Origin of the sequence: Streptomyces katrae, assembly GCF_000966975.1 — a bacterium.
Classification (GTDB): Bacteria; Actinomycetota; Actinomycetes; order Streptomycetales; family Streptomycetaceae; genus Streptomyces; species Streptomyces katrae.
In genome coordinates, this window is record NZ_JZWV01000079.1 from 1 (window position 1) to 21,102 (window position 21,102).

The following is a 21,102-nucleotide window of genomic DNA, read 5'->3' on the forward strand; positions in this document are numbered from 1 at the left end:
GGGGGGCACATCATTTCGGCCGCGCGCCAGCGGGTGGGGCCCTCGACCAGGACTCGGTGCGGGTCCAGGAGCTGGAGGCGGCCGCCCAGGCGGTTGAGGTCCGTCAGGTAGATGGCGCGGTTGTCGTACACCCAGTCGTGGATCAGGGTCTGGCCCTGGGCCACCGCCGCGATGGCGGCGAAGAAGGGGACATTGTCGATGTTCAGCCCGGGGAAGGGCATCGGGTGGATCTTGTCGATCGGGGCTTCGAGCTTGGAGGGGCGGACCGTGAGGTCGACCAGGCGGGTACGGCCGTTGTCGGCGACGTACTCGGCCGAGCGGTCGTGGTCCAGGCCCATCTCCTCCAGGACGGCCAGCTCGATCTCCATGAACTCGATCGGGACCCGGCGGATGGTGAGTTCGGACTCGGTGACGACCGCCGCGGCCAGGAGGCTCATGGCCTCGACCGGGTCCTCGGAGGGGGAGTAGTCCACGTCCGCGTCGATGACCGGAACGCCGTGCACCGTGAGGGTGGTGGTGCCGATGCCCTCGACCTTGACGCCCAGGGCCTCCAGGAAGAAGCACAGGTCCTGGACCATGTAGTTGGACGAGGCGTTGCGGATGACGGTGACGCCGTCGTGGCGGGCCGCGGCCAGCAGGGCGTTCTCGGTGACTGTGTCCCCGCGTTCGGTCAGGACGATCGGGCGGCCGGGGGAGACGCCCGGCTCGACCTTGGCGTGGTAGATGCCCTCGGTGGCGGTGATGTCCAGGCCGAAGCGGCGCAGGGCGATCATGTGCGGCTCGATGGTGCGGGTACCGAGGTCGCAGCCGCCGGCGTAGGGCAGGCGGAAGTGGTCCATGCGGTGCAGCAGGGGGCCCAGGAACATGATGATGCTGCGGGTGCGGACGGCCGCCTCCGCGTCGATGGCGTCCATGTCGAGGACGGCCGGGGGGATCAGCTCCAGGTCCACGCCGTCGTTGATCCAACGGGTGCGGACGCCGATGGAGTTGAGGACCTCCAGGAGCCGGTAGACCTCCTCGATGCGGGCCACCCGGCGCAGCACCGTACGGCCCTTGTTGAGGAGCGAGGCGCACAGCAGGGCGACGCACGCGTTCTTGCTCGTCTTGACGTCGATCGCACCGGACAGACGGCGGCCGCCGACGACGCGCAGGTGCATCGGGCCGGCGTAGCCCAGGGAGACGATTTCGCTGTCGAGGGCTTCACCGATGCGGGCGATCATCTCAAGGCTGATGTTCTGGTTGCCGCGCTCGATGCGGTTCACCGCGCTCTGGCTGGTGCCGAGCGCTTCGGCGAGCTGGGTCTGCGTCCAGCCACGGTGCTGCCGGGCGTCACGGATGAGCTTGCCGATGCGTACGAGGTAGTCGTCTGCCATGGGTGCACGGTATCTCAGATATGAGATGGTGATCGCATGGGGCGGTGCAGATGGGTGAGATACGGGTGTTGTGGGGAATAGGGGGCTTATAGGGCGTCAGGTTGGGGTGGGCCCGCTCCAGCGGACTTCGTCCCTCCATTGAGGGCGTCGTGACGAGATGTGCGGCAGCAGGGGGCGGTGGGTGCGGGGCGGCGCGACGTGCCGAGACGGACACCCGGGCGTGCTGACCCGAGGCGCGGCCATGTACTAGAGTTATCTCGACATCGAGATATCTGCCGAAGGCGCACCGCAGCCGCCCCCGCCGGTAAGGGTTACCTAACTTAGCCTTACCTTAGCGGATTGGCCACAGGGCGTGGCGGCAGGATGCGGTAACACGCGCGAAATCATGCATGAAGGAGACTGTCGTGTCGGCGAACAGCTTCGACGCCCGCAGCACGCTGCAGGTGGGCGACGAGTCGTACGAGATCTTCCGGCTGGACAAGGTCGAGGGCGCCGCGCGCCTTCCCTACAGCCTGAAGGTCCTGCTGGAGAACCTGCTCCGCACCGAGGACGGCGCGAACATCACCGCCGACCACATCCGGGCGCTCGGCGGCTGGGACTCCCAGGCGCAGCCCAGCCAGGAGATCCAGTTCACGCCGGCCCGCGTGATCATGCAGGACTTCACCGGCGTCCCCTGTGTCGTGGACCTCGCCACCATGCGTGAGGCCGTGAAGGAGCTCGGCGGCGACCCGTCCAAGGTCAACCCGCTCTCCCCGGCCGAGCTGGTCATCGACCACTCGGTCATCGCCGACAAGTTCGGCACCAAGGACGCGTTCTCCCAGAACGTGGAGCTGGAGTACGGCCGCAACAAGGAGCGCTACCAGTTCCTGCGCTGGGGCCAGACCGCCTTCGACGACTTCAAGGTCGTCCCCCCGGGCACCGGCATCGTCCACCAGGTCAACATCGAGCACCTGGCCCGCACGGTCATGGTCCGCAACGGCCAGGCCTACCCGGACACCCTCGTCGGCACCGACTCGCACACCACGATGGTCAACGGCCTCGGTGTGCTCGGCTGGGGCGTCGGCGGCATCGAGGCCGAGGCCGCCATGCTCGGCCAGCCGGTCTCCATGCTGATCCCGCGCGTCGTCGGCTTCAAGCTGACCGGCGAGCTGCCCACCGGCACCACCGCCACCGACCTGGTGCTCACCATCACCGAGATGCTGCGCAAGCACGGCGTCGTCGGCAAGTTCGTCGAGTTCTACGGTGAGGGCGTCGCCGCCACCTCCCTCGCGAACCGCGCCACCATCGGCAACATGTCGCCGGAGTTCGGCTCGACCGCCGCGATCTTCCCGATCGACGACGAGACCCTGAAGTACCTGCGCCTGACGGGCCGCGACGCCCAGCAGGTCGCCCTGGTCGAGGCGTACGCCAAGGAGCAGGGCCTCTGGCTGGACCCGAAGGCCGAGCCCGACTTCTCCGAGAAGCTCGAGCTGGACCTCTCCACGGTCGTCCCCTCCATCGCCGGCCCGAAGCGCCCGCAGGACCGCATCGTCCTGGCCAACGCCGCGCAGCAGTTCGCCCAGGACGTCCGCAACTACGTGGACGACGCCGACGAGGCGGGCAAGGAGTCCTTCCCGGCCTCCGACGCCCCGGCCGCCACCAACGGCGTGCCCACCCGCCCGACCCAGGTCACCCTGGCCGACGGCACCTCCTTCGAGATCGACCACGGCGCCGTCACCGTCGCCGCGATCACCTCCTGCACCAACACCTCGAACCCCTACGTCATGGTCGCCGCGGCGCTCGTGGCCAAGAAGGCGGTCGAGAAGGGCCTGACCCGCAAGCCGTGGGTCAAGACCACCCTGGCCCCGGGCTCGAAGGTCGTCACCGACTACTTCGACAAGGCCGGCCTGACCCCGTACCTCGACAAGATGGGCTTCAACCTCGTCGGGTACGGCTGCACCACCTGCATCGGCAACTCCGGTCCGCTGGACGAGGAGATCTCGAAGGCGATCAACGAGCACGACCTCGCGGTCACCTCGGTCCTCTCGGGCAACCGCAACTTCGAGGGCCGTATCAACCCCGACGTCAAGATGAACTACCTGGCCTCCCCGCCGCTGGTCGTCGCGTACGCCATCGCGGGCTCCATGAAGGTGGACATCACGGCCGACGCCATCGGCACCGACACCGAGGGCAACCCGGTCTACCTCAAGGACATCTGGCCCTCCGAGGCCGAGGTCAACGACGTCGTGGCCAACGCCATCGGCGAGGACATGTTCTCGAAGTCCTACCAGGACGTCTTCGCGGGTGACGCCCAGTGGCAGGCGCTGCCGATCCCGACCGGCAACACCTTCGAGTGGGACGCCGAGTCCACCTACGTCCGCAAGCCCCCCTACTTCGAGGGCATGACGATGGAGACCACCCCGGTCTCCGACATCGCCGGCGCCCGCGTGCTGGCGAAGCTGGGCGACTCGGTCACCACCGACCACATCTCCCCGGCGGGTGCGATCAAGGCCGACACCCCGGCCGGCAAGTACCTCACGGAGCACGGTGTCGAGCGCCGCGACTTCAACTCGTACGGTTCCCGCCGCGGCAACCACGAGGTCATGATCCGCGGTACCTTCGCCAACATCCGCCTGCGCAACCAGATCGCGCCGGGCACCGAGGGCGGCTTCACCCGCGACTTCACCGTCGAGGGCGCGCCGGTCTCCTTCATCTACGACGCCTCGCAGAACTACCAGGCCGCCGGCATCCCGCTGGTCATCCTGGCGGGCAAGGAGTACGGCTCGGGCTCGTCCCGCGACTGGGCCGCCAAGGGCACCGCGCTCCTCGGCGTCAAGGCCGTCATCGCCGAGTCCTACGAGCGCATCCACCGCTCCAACCTGATCGGCATGGGCGTCCTGCCCCTGCAGTTCCCCGAGGGCGCCACCGCGGCCTCCCTGGGCCTCACCGGCGAGGAGACCTTCTCCTTCACCGGTGTGGAGGAGCTGAACAACGGCACCACCCCGCGCACGGTCAAGGTCACCACCGACACCGGTGTCTCCTTCGACGCGGTCGTCCGCATCGACACGCCGGGTGAGGCGGACTACTACCGCAACGGCGGCATCATGCAGTACGTCCTCCGCAACCTCATCCGCGGCTAAGGGCGCGCCAGGCGGAGCGATCCGCCGGTTATCGGCACCATAGGGCCGTACCCCCGACAAGGGGGTGCGGCCCTTCCGTTTTTCGGGGCGGAGGAATCAGATGACGGACAGGTCTCAACTCGGAAAAGCCGGGAACGATCCTTGTGCACGATCTTGCTGAGCAAAGCGGAAGTGGACTATACCTGTGCCCCAATCCTGACGAAGGCGAGGACTTGAGCATGGGATCCACCGGTGAGGGCCTCGGCCGCCGTGATCTGATCAAGCGCTCCGCAGCGCTCGGACTGATCGCCGTGCCGACGATGAGCCTCCTGTCCGCCTGCGCCTCCGGCGGTGGGGACACCTCCACGAAGGGCCCGGACAAGGGGGCCGTGTCCAAGGAGAACCCGTTCGGAGTCGCCAAGGGCGGCAAACTGGACGTGGTGGTCTTCAAGGGCGGCTTCGGCGACGACTACGCGAAGGCCTGGGAGGCGGCCTTCGAGAAGAAGTGGGGCATCACCAGCTCCCACCTGGGCACCCAGGAGATCGCCGCCAAGCTCCAGCCCCGTTTCAACGGGGGCAACCCGCCGGACGTCATCGACGACTCCGGCGCCCAGATGATCAAGATCGACGTCCTCGCCAAGGGCGGCCAGCTCGCCGACCTCACCGCGGTGCTCGACGCCCCCTCCCTCGACGACCCGGCCAAGAAGGTCCGCGACACCTTGATCGCCGGCACCGTCGAACAGGGCACCCAGGGCGGCAAGTTCGTCGCCCTGAACTACGTCTACACCGTCTTCGGCCTCTGGTACTCCGGCAAGCTCTTCAAGGAGAAGGGCTGGACCGAGCCCAAGACCTGGGACGAGTTCCTGGGCATCTGCGCCAAGGCCAAGGAGGCCGGCATCGGCGGCCTGGCCCACCAGGGGAAGTACCCGTACTACATCAACGTAGTGATCATGGACCTGATCGCCAAGAAGGGCGGTCTGGAGGCCATGAAGGCCATCGACAACCTCTCCCCGAACGCCTTCGAGGGCAACCCGGCCGCCCTGGCCGCCGTCGAGGCCGTCTACGAGGTGGTCGAGAAGGGCTACCTGATGCCCGGCACCAACGGCCTCACCCACACGGAGTCGCAGACCGCCTGGAACCAGTACAAGGCCGCCTTCATCCCCTCCGGCTCCTGGCTGGAGAACGAGCAGCTCAAGCAGACCCCCGCCGACTTCGACATGAAGTTCCTGCCGGTGCCGGTCCTCGCCGACAGCAAGCTCCCCTTCACCGCCATCCGGGCGGGTGCGAACGAGCCCTTCGTCGTCCCCGAGAAGGCCGCCAACAAGGCCGGCGGCCTGGAGTTCCTGCGCTCCATGCTCTCCCGCGAATGGTCGACCATCTTCGCCCAGCAGGCCAACTCGCTCACCGTCGTCAAGGACGGCGTCGACCCGAGCGTCAAGCTCCGCCCGGGCACCCAGTCGGCCGTGGCCGCCGTCAAGGCCGCCGGCGCCGACACCTTCAACTACCTCTACCCCGACTGGTACAGCGAGATGGACACCGAGATCCAGAACGCGTCCAACGAGCTGATGGCCCAGCGCATCCAGCCGAAGGAGTGGATCAAGCGGGCCCAGGCCGCGGTGGACAAGGCCGCCAAGGACCCCAACGCCAAGAACAACCACCGCAGCTGACCCCACGTCCAACCGGCGGCGTCACCAGGGACGGACACCATGAGCCAAGTAGCCCGGAGCAAGGGACGGATCGGCTTCATCGCCGGCTTCCTCGTCCTGCCGCTCGCGCTGTACCTGACCTTCGTCATCTGGCCTTATGTCCAGACGTTCGGCTATTCCTTCACCAACTGGTCCGGCCAGTCTCCGACGTTCGACTTCGTCGGCCTGGAGAACTACCAGGCCCTGATGGAGGACGAGGTCTTCCGCGGCGCCCTCTGGCACAACCTGCTGCTCCTGGTGTTCGTCCCCGTCATCACCATCCTGCTCGCCCTCTTCTTCGCCTTCATGGTGAACGCGGGAGGGCGCAGCGGGGCCGGCGGGGTGCGGGGCGTCCGCGGATCGGCCTTCTACAAGATCGTCTACTTCTTCCCGCAGGTCCTCTCCCTCGCCATCCTCGCGGTCCTCTTCGGAGCGGTGTACCGCAGTGACGCGGGCGGCCTGCTGAACGGATTCCTCGCCAAGCTCGGCCTGGTCGACCCCGTCCACCCCGTCGAATGGCTCAACCAGCCGGACCTGGTGCTCTGGTGCCTGCTGCTCGTGGTGGTCTGGCACGGGGTGGGCTTCTACCTGGTCCTCTTCTCGGCCGCCATGCAGTCCGTGCCCAAGGACATCTACGAGGCCGCCCTGCTCGACGGCGCGGGCCGCGCCCAGACCTTCCTGAGGGTCACGCTCCCCCTCCTCTGGGACTCCGTGCAGACCTCGGCGGTCTACCTGGGCATCGCCGCCATGGACATGTTCGTCCTGGTGTCCACCATGACCTCCGGCCAGTTCGGCGGCGGCCCGGACCACCACAGCGAGGTCATGGCCACGGTCCTGATGCGCAACTTCCTCTACTTCGGCAAGAGCGGCTACGCCTGCGCCATGGGCGTGGTCATGCTGCTGCTGACCATGATCCTCTCCATCGTCACGCTGCGCGCCACCCGCCGCGAGCGCATCGAGTTCTGAGCGGGAGACCCGATGACCACAGTGATCAAGGCACCCGGCGAGTCCGCCGCCGAGCGGTCCGCAGGGAGCGCCGGCCCCGGCGGCGGGAAACCCCGCTCCGACGGCATGGTGCTGAACGTCTTCTCCCACGGCTTCCTCGCCGTCTGGGCGATACTGATCGTCCTGCCCCTGGTGTGGCTGGCGCTCGGCTCCTTCAAGACCGACTCCCAGATCGGCGCCTCCGCCCTCAGCTGGCCGGCCCACTGGCACTTCGACGCCTTCGGCCGGGCCTGGGACAAGGGCATCGGCGGCTACTTCGGCCACACCCTGATCGTGCTGGCCTTCTCCGTCCCGCTGACCATGCTGCTCGGCTCGATGGCCGCGTACGTACTGGCCCGCTACCCCTTCCCGGGGAACCGGATCATCTACTACTTCTTCGTCAGCGGGGCGATGTTCCCGGTGTTCCTGGCGCTCGTACCGCTGTTCTTCATGGTCAAGCGGCTGGACATGCTGAACACCTACCAGGGCCTGATCCTGGTCTACGTCGCCTACTCGATGCCCTTCACCGTCTTCTTCATGCACTCCTTCTTCCGGACCCTGCCGACGGCGGTGCACGAGGCGGCGGTCATCGACGGGGCCTCCGACACCCGGATCTTCTTCCAGGTGATGCTGCCGATGGCCAAGCCCGGCCTGATCAGCGTGGGGATATTCAATGTCCTGGGCCAGTGGAACCAGTACATCCTGCCCTCGGTGCTGATGCAGCCCCAGAGCGGATCGGACCCCGAGCGCTACATGCTCACCCAGGGCCTGATCCAGCTCCAGTACCAGATGGGCTACGAGACGGACCTGCCGGTGCTCTTCGCCGGCGTGACCATCGCGATGATCCCGATGCTGGTGGTCTACCTCTCCTTCCAGCGCCAGATCCAGGCCGGGCTGACCTCGGCCACCCTCAAGTAGCCCGGCCCGGGCCCGCTACAGCCAGGTGCCGGAGCGGCGGACGTACCAGGTCTTCACCAGCTGGGTCAGCGTGCAGTACGCCAGCAGTACGCCGGCCAGCCAGGGGAAGTAGCCCGCCGGGAGGGCGGTGAAGCCCAGGGCGGGTGCCAGCGGCGAGAAGGGCAGCCAGAGCCCGGTCAGCACCGCCAGGACGGTCATCACCATCACCGGCCAGGAGGCGCGGGACTGGAGGAAGGGGACCTTGCGGGTCCGGATCATGTGGACGACGAGGGTCTGCGAGAGCAGGCCCTCGACGAACCAGCCGGTCTGGAACAGCGAGGCCTCGCCCACGGTGTTGGCGGCGAACACGTTCCACATCACCACGAACATCGTGATGTCGAAGACCGAGCTGACCGGGCCGATCGTCACCATGAAGCGGAAGATGCCCTTGGCGTCCCAGTTCCTCGGCTTGCGCAGGTACTCCTCGTCCATCCGGTCCCAGGGCGTGGCCAGCTGGGCGATGTCGTAGACCAGGTTCTGCACCAGCAGCATGATCGCGAGCATCGGCTGGAAGGGGATGAAGGCGCTCGCCACCAGGACCGAGAAGACGTTGCCGAAGTTCGACGAGGCCGTCATCTTGATGTACTTGATCGTGTTGCCGAAGGTGGTGCGGCCCTGCACCACGCCCTGCTCCAGGACGGTCAGGTCCTTCTCCAGCAGGATGATGTCCGCCGACTCCTTGGCGATGTCCACGGCCGTGTCGACGGAGATGCCGACGTCGGCGTCCCGCAGCGCGGCCGCGTCGTTGATGCCGTCCCCGAGGAAGCCGACCGTGCGGCCGTCCGCCTGCAGGGCCCGGACGATCCGGGCCTTCTGGACGGGGTTGACCTTGGCGAAGACCGTCGTACGGGCGGCCAGCGCACGCAGCCGCGTGTCGTCGAGGGCGTCCACCTCGGCGCCGGGGACCACGCGGCCCACCTCGATGCCGACGTCCGCGCAGACCCGGGCCGCGACCAGCTCGTTGTCGCCGGTGACCACCTTGACCGCGATGCCCTTGTCGGCCAGGGCCTGCAGGGCCCGGGCGGCGGAGGCCTTCGGCGGGTCGAGGAAGGCGAGGAAGCCGACCAGGGTCAGCCGGTCCTCGTCCGCGACGCCGTAGGTGTCGCGCGGGGCGGCGATCCGGCGGGTGGCCACGGCCAGGACCCGCAGGCCGGCCCGGTTGTTGTCCTCGGCGATGGCGGTGACGCGCCGGCGCAGCTCCCCGGTGAGTTCGACGGTCTCACCCCGGTCCCTCATGTGGGTGCAGAGCTCCAGGACCTCCTCGACCGCACCCTTGGTGATCATCACGTGCTCGGAGCGGCCGGGGCCGGAGGCCATCGAGTTGCGGTTGAGGACCACGGACATCCGCCGTCGGGCGAAGTCGAAGGGGATCTCGTCGACCATCGTGAAACGTGCGTCGACGACAACCTCCTCGGCCTCGTTCACCCGGTCGATGACCGCCTGGTCCAGCAGGTTGCGCAGGCCCGTCTGGAAGTGCGCGTTCAGGTAGCCGTACTCCAGGACCTCGCCGTCCTCGTCTCCGTGCACGTCGAGGTAGCGGTCCAGGACGATCCGGTCCTCGGTGAGGGTGCCGGTCTTGTCCGTGCAGAGCACGTCCATGGCGCCGAGGTTCTGGATGGCGTTGAGGCGCTTGACGACCACCTTGCGCCTGGCCATGGCCACCGCGCCGCGCGCCAGGTTGGCCGAGACGACCATCGGCAGCATCTCCGGGGTCAGGCCGACCGCGACGGCGACACCGAACAGGAAGGCCTCTTGCCAGTCGCCCTTGGTCAGGCCGTTGATCATGAAGACGACCGGGACCATCACCAGCATGAAGCGGATCAGCAGGAGGCTGACCTTGCGCACTCCGGTGTCGAAGTTGGTCTGCGGGCGCTCGCCGACGAGGGTGCCGGCCATGGAGCCGAACCAGGTGTCGGAGCCGGTCGCGACGACCACGCCGGTGGCGGTGCCGGAGGTGACCGAGGTGCCCATCAGGCAGAGGTTGTCGGCCTCCACCGGGTCGGTGGTCTCGTGCCGGCCCAGGTCCTCCGAGCTGGAGGTCCCCCCAGCGGAGCGAGGGGGAGTGTCCGCCTTGGCCACCGGCAACGACTCGCCGGACAGGGCCGCCTGGCTGACCATCAGGTCCTTGGAGGTGAGCAGCCGCAGGTCGGCGGGGATCAGGTCTCCTGCGGCCAGCCGGACCAGGTCGCCCGGGACCACCTGGTCCATCGGGATCTCCAGCGTGGTCGGGACGGAGCCGCTGCCGGCCCGGCGCTGGACCGCGCAGGTGGTGGTGACGAGCTTCTTCAGGGCGTCGGCGGCGCGCCCGGAGCGGTACTCCTGCCAGAACCGCAGCAGCCCGCTGACCGTCACCATCACGGAGAGGATCAGGACGCCGGGGTCCTTCGGGTCCTGCCAGAACATCACGGCGGCCAGGAAGACCAGGACGCCGATGAAGGGGTTCCAGAACGCCTTCGCGAGCTGCGCCGTCCAGTGCGGCGCGCGCTCCTGGGCGACGACGTTGGGGCCGTGCAGTCCGAGGCGGCGCACGGCCTCGCCGTGGGTGAGGCCGCCGCGGGAGGTGTCGGTCTCCTGGAGGACCTCTACGGCGGGGCGGGCGCTGATGTCCGCGAGGCGCTCGCCGACGAGGCGGGTCGCGGCCTCCAGCTCGGCGGCCTTGCGCTCGCGGCGGGTCCGGCCCGGCGGTGCGAGCTTGGCCGGGGTACGGGGGGTGAGCATGGTCATGACGAATACCTCCCTCCACCGCGTCCGGGCAGCGCGTGGCCGCGCGGTCACGTGGAGTGGTCATGGTGCGGCGCGGGGCGGCACGGGCCGCCACGGGGTGCGCCGTGGGCATGGATGACGTATGCCTGACAGGAGAGTCAGGACATACGGAAAGAAGAAGAAAGTGATGAAAAGGAGCGTTCCGTAGCGGAACGGTCAGCCGACGAGAGCGCGGCGAAGACTTCGATCGGGACTCATCCCGAACACCTCCTCGCGTCGCGCCGTCAGTACGCGGCGCCAGGTCCGGCCTGAAGGCCGCAGAGGACCGGCGCCTCAGCGACCGTAACACGATCTCGGAGGGGTGGTGTTCATCCTTTTGGTCATCCGTGTCCGTTTCGGCATGTGTCCGGCCCTTGACGCCAGACGGGCCAAACGCTCGACTTAAGGTTCACAAGTTGGAGAGACGCCGGGGTCTCGGAGCACGCAGCCGCGACGACCGGCCGGGGGGCGACGGCTGGCCGTCGCTTATGGGCAGGAGTGGATGAGTCGTGCAGACTCCCGGATCGCAGTCCTCACTGCATCGCGCGAATCTCGAGCGGGTCGTGCGGGCGGTGCGCCTCGCGGGTTCGCTGACCCAGGCGGAGATCGCCCGTACCACCGGACTGTCGGCGGCCACGGTCTCCAACATCGTCCGTGAGCTCAAGGAGGGCGGGACCGTCGAGGTCACCGACACCTCGGCCGGCGGCCGGCGGGCGCGCAGCGTCTCGCTCAGCGGGGACGCGGGCATCGTGATCGGAGTGGACTTCGGCCACACCCATCTGAGGGTGGCCGTCGGCAACCTCGCCCACCAGGTGCTGGCCGAGGAGTCCGAGCCGCTGGACGTGGACGCCTCCTGGGTGGACGGCTTCGACCGGGCGGAAGCGCTGGTCGGACGGCTGGTCCAGCAGGTGGGCGTGGCCCGTGACAAGGTCATCGGCGTCGGGCTCGGGGTCCCGGGGCCCATCGACGTGGAGTCCGGGACCCTGGGCTCCACCGCGATCCTGCCGGGCTGGGCGGGGATCAATCCGCGCCAGGAGCTCTCCCAGCGCCTGGGCGTGCCCGTCTACGTGGACAACGACGCGAACCTCGGCGCGCTGGGCGAGCTGGTGTGGGGGAGCGGACGCGGGGTCAGGGACCTGGCCTACATCAAGGTGGCGAGCGGTGTGGGCGCCGGCCTGGTGATCAACGGCCAGATCTACCGGGGTCCGGGCGGCACCGCCGGGGAGATCGGGCACATCACCCTGGACGAGTCGGGCCCGGTCTGCCGCTGCGGCAACCGGGGCTGCCTGGAGACCTTCGCCGCCGCCCGCTACGTGCTGCCCCTGCTCCAGGGCAGCCACGGGCCGGAGCTGACGATGGAGAAGGTGGTCGAGCTGGCCCGGGAGGGTGACCCGGGCTGCCGCCGGGTCATCAGCGACGTGGGCCGGCACGTCGGCAGCGGCGTGGCCAGCCTCTGCAACCTGCTGAACCCGAGCCGGATCGTCCTCGGCGGCTCGCTCGCGGACGCCGGGGAGCTGGTCCTGGCGCCCATCCGGGAATCCGTGGGGCGGTACGCGATCCCCAGCGCGGCCCGGCAGCTGTCCGTGCTGACGGGGTCCCTGGGCGGCCGGGCGGAGGTACTCGGCGCACTCGCTCTGGTACTCAGTGAAATGGGCGATTCGACGCTTTTGGCAGAAAATGGAATGGGAGTGCGCGCCCCAGCCGCCCTGTCTTCATTTAGATAACGGATGACTCCGTTGTCATCTCGTTAAGGATTCACTCCTTGACGGCAAACTCGCGGCCGGGGTTGACTCACATCCACCTCGGCCGCAGCGTTGCGGCCTCGTCAGGGAGGTTCACTTCATGAACACGCGTATGCGCAGAGCCGCCGTTGTCGTAGCCGCCGGCGCCATGGCCGTTTCGCTTGCCGCCTGTGGCAGCGCCAAGGAGGCGGGGGGCGGGGAGAAGAAGCCCTCGGGTTCCGCGGCCGCCGGTGACGCGATCAAGGTCGGTCTGCTCCTGCCGGAGAACCAGACCGCGCGCTACGAGAAGTTCGACAAGCCGCTGATCGAGAAGAAGATCGCCGATCTCACGGGCGGCAAGGCGCAGGTGGTCTACGCCAACGCCAAGCAGGACGCGACCACGCAGAACTCCCAGGTCGACACGATGATCACCAACAAGGTGAACGTCCTGATCGTCGACGCCGTGGACGCCAAGGCCATCGCGGGCTCGGTCAAGAAGGCCAAGGACGCCGGCATCCCGGTCGTCGCCTACGACCGCCTGGCGGAGGGCCCGATCGACGGCTACACCTCCTTCGACAACGAAGAGGTCGGCAAGGTGCAGGGCAAGGCCCTGCTGGAGGCCCTGGGCGACAAGGCCAAGGACGGCCAGATCGTCATGATGAACGGCTCCGTCACCGACCCGAACGCCGCGCTGTTCAAGAAGGGCGCGCACTCCGTCCTGGACGGCAAGGTGAACATCGGCAAGGAGTACGACACCAAGGAGTGGAAGCCGGAGAACGCCAACACCAACATGGCGGGCGCCCTCTCCGCGCTCGGCAAGGACAAGGTGATCGGCGTCTACTCCGCCAACGACGGCATGGCCGGCGGCATCATCACCGCCCTGAAGGCCGCCGGTCTGAACCCCCTGCCCCCCGTCACCGGCCAGGACGCCGAACTCGCCGGTGTCCAGCGCATCGTCGCGGGTGAGCAGTTCATGAGCGTCTACAAGCCGTACGCCCCCGAGGCCGCGGCCGCCGCCGAGATGGCCGTCGCCCTCGCCCAGGGCAAGAAGGCCGACGACATCATCAACAACAAGGTCGACAGCCCCACCACCAAGGGCGTCCCCTCCGTGCTGATCCCCGTCGTCTCGCTGACCAAGAGCAACATCAAGGACACCGTCGTCAAGGACGGCGTCTACACGGTCGACGAGATCTGCACCGACAAGTACGCGGCCGCCTGCGCCGCCATCGGCCTCAAGTAAGGCCCCCGTCGCCTCCCTCGCGGAGAAGCGGCCCCCCCCGCCCTGCCCGGCGCCCCGCCCCTCATGCCCCCGCCACCCGCGGGGCGCCGGGCAGAAACGTTTCACCTTTCGCTTGTCGTATCCTGCTTTTTTGCACGACATCCCCGCCGGTCAGGCGGCGAAGGAGATGGTTCATGTGTCCGCTGCGCCCGTGCTGGCGTTGCGAGGGGTCTCGAAGCGGTTCGGCGCCGTCCAGGCCCTGACCGACGTAGAACTCGAGATCCACTCCGGTGAGGTGGTCGCCCTGGTCGGCGACAACGGCGCCGGCAAGTCCACGCTGGTCAAGACGATCGCCGGCGTGCACCCCATCGATGACGGAGTCATCGAGTGGGAGGGCCGTCCGGTCTCCATCGGCAAGCCCCACGACGCCCAGAACCTCGGCATCGCGACCGTCTACCAGGACCTCGCGCTGTGCGACAACATCGACGTCGTCGGCAACCTCTTCCTGGGCCGCGAGCTCAAGCGCTACGGCGTGCTCGACGAGGTGGAGATGGAGCGCCGCGCCCGCGAGCTCCTCACCACCCTGTCCATCCGGATCCCCAGCGTCCGGATCCCCATCGCCTCCCTCTCGGGCGGCCAGCGCCAGACCGTGGCGATCGCCCGCTCGATGCTCGGCGAGCCCAAGCTCGTCATCCTCGACGAGCCCACCGCCGCCCTCGGCGTCGAGCAGACCGCCCAGGTCCTCGACCTGGTCGAGCGGCTGCGCGAGCGCGGCCACGCCGTCATCCTCATCAGCCACAACATGGCCGACGTGAAGGCCGTGGCCGACAAGGTGGCCGTGCTGCGGCTGGGCCGCAACAACGGCGTCTTCAACGTCGCCGACACCTCGCAGGAAGAGATCATCTCCGCCATCACCGGGGCCACGGACAACGCCGTGACCCGCCGGGCGGCCCGCACCGGGGAGGCCCGCAAGTGAGCACCGAACACCACACCCACGCGGAAGAGGTGGCCCAGCTGGCCAACCCCGCCGCGCCGGCGGACGCCATCCCCGCGGTGGACCCCCGCCTGCTGGTGCGCGAGCAGGGCCTGTCCGGCTACCTGAGCGAGTTCGGCCGCAAGATGAAGGCCGGCGACCTGGGCTCGATCCCGGTCGTCCTTGGCCTGATCGTCATCTGGGGCATCTTCCAGGGCCTGAACTCGAACTTCCTCTCCCCGGAGAACCTCTCCAACATCGCCATCACGATGGTCGCCACCGGCATGATGGCCGTCGGCATCATCTTCGTGCTGCTGCTCGGCGAGATCGACCTCTCGGTCGGCTCCGTCAGCGGCGTCTCGGGCGCGATCGTCGCCGTCCTCGCCGTCACCCACGGCGTCAACGAATGGCTCGCGATCCTCGCCGCCGTCGTCGGCGGCGCCCTGATCGGCGCCCTCCACGGCTTCTTCTTCGCCAGGATCGGCGCCCCCGCCTTCGCGGTCACCCTCTCCGGACTGCTCTTCTGGTCCGGCGCCATGCTCCAGATCCTCGGCAGCAACGGCACCATCAACCTCGACCCGGACGGCGTGGTCGGCAAGCTCACCACGTACTACTTCTCCGACGTGGCCGCCGGCTACGGCCTCGCGGCGGTCGCCGTGGCGGCCTACTAGCCTCCTACACCGACAACCGCCGCCGGGAGGCCGCCGGGGTCCCCTCGCGGCCGCTGAGCGAGGTCCTGCTGCGCACGGGCCTGCTGGCCGTCTTCACCTTCGGCCCCGCCGTCGTGTTCAACCAGTACAAGGGCCTGCCGCTCGCGGTCGTCCTCTTCGTCCTGGCCCTGGTCGGCACGGACTTCGTGCTGCGCCGCACCACCTTCGGCCGCAACGTCTTCGCCCTCGGCGGCAGCGTCGAGGCCTCCCGCCGCGCCGGCATCAACGTCAACGGCATCCGCATCGCCGTCTTCGCCATCTCCGGCACCTTCGCCGCCATCGGCGGCCTCTTCTGGGCCTCCAAGATCGCGGCGGCCAACCAGAGCGCCGGCGCCGGCGACCTGCTGATGAACGTGATCGCGGCGGCCGTCATCGGCGGCACCAGCCTCTTCGGTGGCCGCGGCCGCACCTGGAACGCCCTCCTCGGCGTCATGGTCATCACCTCCATCCAGTACGGTCTGGCCCTGGAGGGGATCGCGACTCCGATCCAGTACATGATCACCGGTGCGGTACTGCTCGCCACCGTGGTCATCGACTCGGTCACCCGCAAGACCCAGAAGACCGCCGGACGCGCCTGACCGCGCGCCCGGGGCGTCACCCGGACGGTAAGACCCGTCACAGTGCCCGGTGCCACTCCGTGTGGCACCGGGCACCTGTGCGTACATCTGTACGGAGGGATGTGCGGTCATACGTCCGTTTGGGAGGTGTGATTCCCCCACGGGGTGTACAGGTATGACAAAGGACGTGCCCCTCCCGGTACCGCCCGATGATTCCGCCCGCGAGCGGAACATTAGACTCGACAGACCAGCCAGCAACTGCAAGGAGGCACGGGTGCTGCTGACCCGCATCAAGGGACCGCGCGATCTGGACCGGCTCAGCCAGGAGGAGCTGACCCAGCTCGCCGCCGAGATCAGGTCCTTCCTGGTCGATGCCGTCTCCAAGACCGGCGGGCACCTCGGCCCCAACCTCGGCGTGGTCGAACTGACGATCGCCCTGCACCGGGTCTTCGAATCGCCGAAGGACAAGGTCCTCTTCGACACCGGGCACCAGGCCTACGTCCACAAGCTGCTCACCGGCCGCCAGGACTTCGCCGGCCTGCGCTCCAAGGGCGGCCTCTCCGGCTACCCCTCGCGCGCCGAGTCCGACCACGACGTGATCGAGAACTCGCACGCCTCGACCGTCCTCGGCTGGGCCGACGGCCTCGCCAAGGCCAACGAGGTGCTCGGCCGCGAGGACCACCACGTCGCCGCCGTCATCGGCGACGGCGCCCTCACCGGCGGTATGGCCTGGGAGGCGCTGAACAACATCGCCGCCGCCAAGGACCGCCCGCTGGTCATCGTCGTCAACGACAACGAGCGCTCCTACGGCCCCACCATCGGCGGCCTCGCCAACCACCTCGCCACCCTGCGCACCACGGACGGCTACGAGCGCTTCCTGGCCCGCGGCAAGGAGATCCTGGAGCGCACCCCCGTCGTCGGGAAGCCGCTCTTCGAGACCCTGCACGGCGCCAAGAAGGGCCTCAAGGACTTCATCGCCCCGCAGGGCATGTTCGAGGACCTGGGCCTGAAGTACATCGGCCCCATCGACGGCCACGACATCGAGGCCCTGGAGTCCGCCCTCCAGCGCGCCAAGCGCTTCAGCGGCCCGGTCATCGTGCACTGCCTCACCCAGAAGGGCCGCGGCTACACGCACGCCGAGCAGGACGAGGCCGACCGCTTCCACGGCATCGGCCCGATCCACCCCGACACCGGCCTTCCGATCAAGACCTCCGCCGCCAGCTGGACCTCCGTCTTCGCCGACGAGATGGTCAAGCTCGGCCACGAGCGCAAGGACATCGTCGGCATCACCGCCGCCATGCTCCACCCGGTCGGCCTGAAGAAGTTCGCGGACACCTTCCCCGACCGCATCTACGACGTCGGCATCGCCGAGCAGCACGCGGCCACCTCGGCCGCGGGCCTCGCCACCGGCGGCGTCCACCCGGTCTTCGCCGTCTACGCGACCTTCCTGAACCGCGCCTTCGACCAGGTCCTCATGGACGTCGCCCTGCACAAGTGCGGGGTCACCTTCGTCCTGGACCGGGCCGGCGTCACCGGCGACGACGGCGCCTCCCACAACGGCATGTGGGACATGTCCATCCTCCAGGTCGTCCCCGGTCTGCGGCTGGCCGCCCCGCGCGACGCCGAGCAGCTGCGCGCGCAGCTCCGCGAGGCCGTCGAGGTCAAGGACGCCCCGACCGTCGTGCGCTACTCCAAGGGCGTCGTCGGCCCGGCCGTCCCGGCCGTCGGCAAGGTCGGCGGCATGGACGTGCTGCGCCTGCCCGCCCCCGAGGTCACCCGGCCGGACGTACTGATCGTCTCGGTCGGCGCGCTCGCCCCGATGTGCCTGGAGATCGCCGACCTGCTCGACAAGCAGGGCATCTCCTCCACGGTCGTCGACCCCCGCTGGGTCAAGCCCGTGGACGAGGCCATGGCCCCGCTCGCCGACCGGCACCGGGTCGTCGTCACCGTCGAGGACAACGGCCGCACCGGCGGTGTCGGCGCCGCCGTCTCGCAGGCCCTGCGGGACGCGGGCGTGGACGTGCCGCTGCGCGACTTCGGCATCCCGCAGCGCTTCCTGGACCACGCGCTGCGCAAGGAGATCATGGCCGAGATCGGCCTGACCGCCCCCGACATCGCGCGCCAGGTCACCGGTCTGGTCGCCAAGCTGGACGGCCGTTTCGAGAACGAGCCGGCCGCCACCGTCGACTAGCCGTACAAAGGCCGGATCGCGCGGTTGCACCACACGGGCCGGGAGATCACTCTTGAAGGGTGGGCCTCCCGGCCCGTTCGCGTACTTCTTGGGAGGTGCGTCGGTGAGCTCGGACCTCAACAGCCCGTTCCGCACCAAGACGGTGGAACAGTCGATCCGGGACACGGAGGAGCCGGAGCACGCGCTCCGCAAATCCCTCTCCGCCTGGGACCTGACCGTCTTCGGTGTCGGTGTCATCATCGGTACCGGCATCTTCGTCCTCACGGGCATCGCAGCCCGTAACAACGCCGGCCCCGCCACCGCCCTCTCCTTCGTGGTATCGGGCGTCGTCTGTGCCCTCGCGGCCCTCTGCTACGCCGAGTTCGCGTCCACCGTGCCGGTGGCGGGCTCGGCGTACACCTTCGCGTACGCCTCCATCGGGGAGCTGCCCGCCTGGATCATCGGCTGGGACCTGGTCCTCGAATTCGCCCTCGGCACGGCCGTCGTCGCCGTCGGCTGGTCCGGGTACGTACGCCACCTCATGCACACGAACCTCGGCTGGGACATGCCCGTCGCCCTGTCCGGGCCCGACGCGGGGGGCCACTTCGACCTGCTGGCCTTCCTGCTGGTCCTGGCGCTGACGGCGATCCTCGTCGTCGGGACGAAGCTGTCGGCCCGGATCACCGCGGTCGTCGTCGCCATCAAGGTCACCGTGGTGCTGCTGGTCATCATCGCGGGCGCCTTCTTCATCAAGGCCGACAACTACTCGCCGTTCATCCCTCCCGCCAAGCCGCAGCCCGGCGGATCCGGCTGGACGGCGCCGCTGGTCCAGCTGATTTTCGGCTTCCAGCCGACCAACTTCGGCGTCATGGGCATCTTCACCGCGGCCTCCCTCGTCTTCTTCGCCTTCATCGGCTTCGACGTCGTGGCCACCGCCGCCGAGGAGACCAAGAACCCCCAACGGGACATGCCGCGCGGCATCCTCGGATCGCTGCTCATCTGCACCCTGCTCTACGTGGCCGTCACCATCGTGGTCACCGGTATGCAGTACTACGCGGACATGTCGCCGACCGCCCCGCTCGCCGAAGCGTTCAAATCCGTGAACCAGCCCTTCTTCTCCGGTGCCATCAGCCTCGGGGCGGCCGTCGGCCTGATCACGGTGAGCATGATCCTGCTGCTGGGCCAGACCCGCGTGTTCTTCGCGATGAGCCGTGACGGACTGCTGCCGCGCACCTTCTCCGTCACCCACCCCAAGTACCGCACGCCCTACCGGGCCACCCTGCTCCTCGGCGGGATCATCGCGATCGTCGCGGGGTTCACCAGCCTGGAGAAGCTCGCGGAACTGGTGAACATCGGCACCCTGTTCGCCTTCGTGGTCGTGGCCCTCGGCGTGATCATCCTCCGCAGGACCCGCCCCGACCTGCACCGGTCCTTCCGTACCCCCTGGGTCCCGGTGGTTCCCATCCTGTCCATCGCGGCCTCGCTCTGGCTGATGCTCAACCTGCCGGCCGAGACCTGGGCCCGGTTCGCGGTCTGGATGGTGATCGGGTTCGTCGTCTACTTCTTCTACGGCCGCGGCCACAGCCGCCTGGGCAGGTCGGGCCAGGACGCGGAGTACTAGGCCGAGGGGTACTAGGCCGACGGGGACGGCTCGGGCGCCGGGGACTTGGACTTGGCGCCCTTGCCGCCGCCCTTGGCGGGGGAGTCCTTCGCCGAGGCGGGCACCTTCTGGTCGGTGCGCAGGGCCTCCCACAGCTGGGAGGCCTGTTCCTGTGCGATCACGACCCGGTTCGGGTCCACCTTGTCGTACGCCACCGGCAGCATGATGGTCTCCATCGTGGACGGGTCCACGCCCTTCATGCTCTGCGCGAAGTCGGCCAGGGCGCTGAGCGAGGCCAGGTCGGAGTCGGTGGTCAGGGACTTGGTGCCCGCGTCGGCGAGCTTGTAGAGCCGGGCCGGGTTGCCCAGGGCGTCCTGCTTCTTGATCTCGGCGAGCAGGGCGAGCATGAACTGCTGCTGGAGGCCTATGCGTCCGAGGTCGCTGCCGTCTCCGTAGCCGTAGCGGGTCCGGACGAACTTCAGGGAGTCCGTGCCGTTCAGCCGGTGCGTGCCCGCGTCGAGCTTCAGGCCGCCCTTCGCGCCCGTCATCGGCTGGTCGAGCGTGACGGTGACCCCGCCGAGGGCGTCCACCAGGCCCTTGAAACCGGCGAAGTCCACCTCCACGAAGTGGTCCACGCGGATCCCCGACAGCTGCTCCACCGTCTTGACCACGCAGGCCGGACCGGCCACCGAGTAGACCGAGTTGAACATGACCCGGTTCGCCCCGGGGACGGTCCTGCCGTCCGCGTCCTTGCATTCGGGCCGGGTGATCAGGGTGTCGCGGGGGATGCTCACCGCGGTGGCCCGGGACCGGCCCTCGGGTATGTGGACCAGCATCGCGGTGTCCGAACGGGCCCCGCTGACGTTGCCGTGGTCGAGCTCGGCGTTGGCCCCGGCCCGTGAGTCGGAGCCCAGCACCAGGACGTTCTGGGCCTTCTCCACCACCTTCGGCGGGCGGTTGTCCGTACCGATCGCCCGGTCCAGGTCGACGCTGTCGATGTTCCCTTCCAGGTGGCTGTAGACCCACCAGCCGGCCCCGGCCGAGCCGAGGACGAGGACGGCAGCCGTCCAGGCCAGCCCCCGCCGGATCCGGCTCGCTCGCGAACGGCCCGCAGTCGCCTCCGTCCCGGACTCCGTCCCGGGGCCGGGCTCCGGCTCCGGCTCCGGGGTGGTCGTGGCAGTGGCGGCGGCGTCTGAAGTCATGCCCGGAGACCGGTCCTTCCGAACGGGTGGCGGGGAGCGCGGCGGGGGAGCGCGCGGGCTCCAACATAGACGCAGGACCCCGCTGGAGGACCCCCGGGGTATCCTGATTCT

At 68.8% G+C, this 21,102-nt stretch carries 12 protein-coding genes and 1 pseudogene; 10 read left to right on the forward strand and 3 right to left on the reverse strand.

Features of this window, described 5'->3' with window-relative positions:
• Positions 1–1,373: helix-turn-helix domain-containing protein (locus VR44_RS04295; RefSeq protein ID WP_045946006.1), on the reverse strand; the 1,373-nt coding region annotated here is incomplete at its 3' end.
• 404 nt (positions 1,374–1,777) lie between these two features.
• On the opposite strand from VR44_RS04295, the gene acnA reads away from it, so the two are divergent.
• From acnA to VR44_RS04315, 4 genes are all read left to right on the forward strand, one after another.
• Positions 1,778–4,492 (forward strand): aconitate hydratase AcnA, encoded by a 2,715-nt coding sequence (gene acnA / locus VR44_RS04300; RefSeq protein WP_045946007.1) that lies wholly within the window; start codon positions 1,778–1,780, stop codon positions 4,490–4,492.
• A gap of 218 nt (positions 4,493–4,710) precedes the next feature.
• Positions 4,711–6,138, forward strand: a complete 1,428-nt coding sequence (ngcE, locus tag VR44_RS04305) for an N-acetylglucosamine/diacetylchitobiose ABC transporter substrate-binding protein (RefSeq protein WP_045946008.1) — start codon at positions 4,711–4,713, stop codon at positions 6,136–6,138.
• Positions 6,139–6,177: 39 nt separating this feature from the next.
• Positions 6,178–7,122, forward strand: coding sequence for a carbohydrate ABC transporter permease (locus tag VR44_RS04310; protein ID WP_045946009.1), 945 nt, complete (start codon positions 6,178–6,180; stop codon positions 7,120–7,122).
• A 12-nt stretch (positions 7,123–7,134) separates the two neighbouring features.
• Positions 7,135–8,058 carry a carbohydrate ABC transporter permease gene (locus tag VR44_RS04315; RefSeq protein ID WP_045946010.1) on the forward strand — a complete coding sequence of 308 codons (924 nt, stop codon included), beginning with the start codon at positions 7,135–7,137 and terminating at the stop codon, positions 8,056–8,058.
• A gap of 15 nt (positions 8,059–8,073) precedes the next feature.
• On the opposite strand, the gene mgtA is transcribed toward VR44_RS04315, so the two are convergent.
• Positions 8,074–10,821: a magnesium-translocating P-type ATPase gene (gene mgtA / locus VR44_RS04320; RefSeq protein WP_169790974.1), complete on the reverse strand. Its 2,748-nt coding sequence runs from the start codon at positions 10,819–10,821 to the stop codon at positions 8,074–8,076.
• 527 nt (positions 10,822–11,348) lie between these two features.
• Between mgtA and VR44_RS04325 the strand changes: the two genes are divergently transcribed.
• From VR44_RS04325 to VR44_RS04350, 6 genes and pseudogenes are all read left to right on the forward strand, one after another.
• Positions 11,349–12,563 (forward strand): ROK family transcriptional regulator, encoded by a 1,215-nt coding sequence (locus VR44_RS04325; protein ID WP_045946011.1) that lies wholly within the window; start codon positions 11,349–11,351, stop codon positions 12,561–12,563.
• A gap of 118 nt (positions 12,564–12,681) precedes the next feature.
• A complete protein-coding gene (locus tag VR44_RS04330) occupies positions 12,682–13,800 on the forward strand; it encodes a sugar ABC transporter substrate-binding protein (protein WP_211275018.1) in 1,119 nt (372 codons plus the stop codon).
• Between the two features lie 166 nt (positions 13,801–13,966).
• Positions 13,967–14,755: an ATP-binding cassette domain-containing protein gene (locus tag VR44_RS04335; RefSeq protein ID WP_042818391.1), complete on the forward strand. Its 789-nt coding sequence runs from the start codon at positions 13,967–13,969 to the stop codon at positions 14,753–14,755.
• Between the two features lie 29 nt (positions 14,756–14,784).
• A pseudogene (locus tag VR44_RS04340) lies at positions 14,785–16,040 on the forward strand (sugar ABC transporter permease).
• A gap of 253 nt (positions 16,041–16,293) precedes the next feature.
• Complete coding sequence (dxs, locus tag VR44_RS04345) at positions 16,294–18,210, forward strand: 1-deoxy-D-xylulose-5-phosphate synthase (protein ID WP_045946012.1); 1,917 nt, start codon at positions 16,294–16,296, stop codon at positions 18,208–18,210.
• A 103-nt stretch (positions 18,211–18,313) separates the two neighbouring features.
• Complete coding sequence (locus VR44_RS04350) at positions 18,314–19,810, forward strand: amino acid permease (RefSeq protein ID WP_094191421.1); 1,497 nt, start codon at positions 18,314–18,316, stop codon at positions 19,808–19,810.
• Positions 19,811–19,821: 11 nt separating this feature from the next.
• Here the strand turns inward: VR44_RS04350 and VR44_RS04355 are convergent, their stop codons facing one another.
• Positions 19,822–20,991, reverse strand: coding sequence for an LCP family protein (locus tag VR44_RS04355; protein WP_045946013.1), 1,170 nt, complete (start codon positions 20,989–20,991; stop codon positions 19,822–19,824).
• Between the last annotated feature and the right edge of the window lie 111 nt (positions 20,992–21,102).